Below are 515 nucleotides of genomic sequence, written 5' to 3'. Positions count from 1 at the left end.
CTTACCGCTGCAATCGCAACCGTAGCTGCAATCACCTCTGGTGGCGAAGCCAAAGACTATGCGTCTATTGACTCAGCACCAGAAGAAAAAGCACGTGGTATCACCATCAACACCTCACACGTAGAATATGACACAGACAGCCGTCACTATGCTCACGTAGATTGCCCAGGTCACGCCGATTATGTTAAAAACATGATCACTGGTGCTGCTCAAATGGACGGTGCGATCTTAGTAGTATCTGCTGCTGACGGTCCAATGCCACAAACACGTGAGCACATCCTGCTTTCTCGTAACGTAGGTGTACCTTACATCGTTGTATTCCTTAACAAATGTGACATGGTTGACGATGAAGAGTCGGGCGCCCAACAGGTCCCGTTTGCATCTACCCAGCCGTTCATTTTCGTGCCGCGTAAGTCAATTACATTGCTTGACTCCTCCTCCCCGGACAAGTCCAGGCCACCAAAAATTTGCGCTGCGTCGGATTTTGAAATAATTCTCACGGTGAGTTTTCCTTG

General features: G+C 48.9%; 1 protein-coding gene. It reads left to right on the top strand.

Going from position 1 to position 515, the window contains the following annotated elements:
- On the top strand, positions 1 to 515 hold a 515-nt coding region (locus R2R70_RS18910; RefSeq protein WP_410978735.1), incomplete at both ends, for a GTP-binding protein.

Origin of the sequence: Cobetia sp. SIMBA_158 (assembly GCF_046566945.1) — a bacterium.
Taxonomy (GTDB): domain Bacteria; phylum Pseudomonadota; class Gammaproteobacteria; order Pseudomonadales; family Halomonadaceae; genus Cobetia; species Cobetia amphilecti.
The sequence above is the reverse complement of the archived record's forward strand: the minus strand, read 5'-3'. Positions and strand labels throughout refer to the sequence as shown.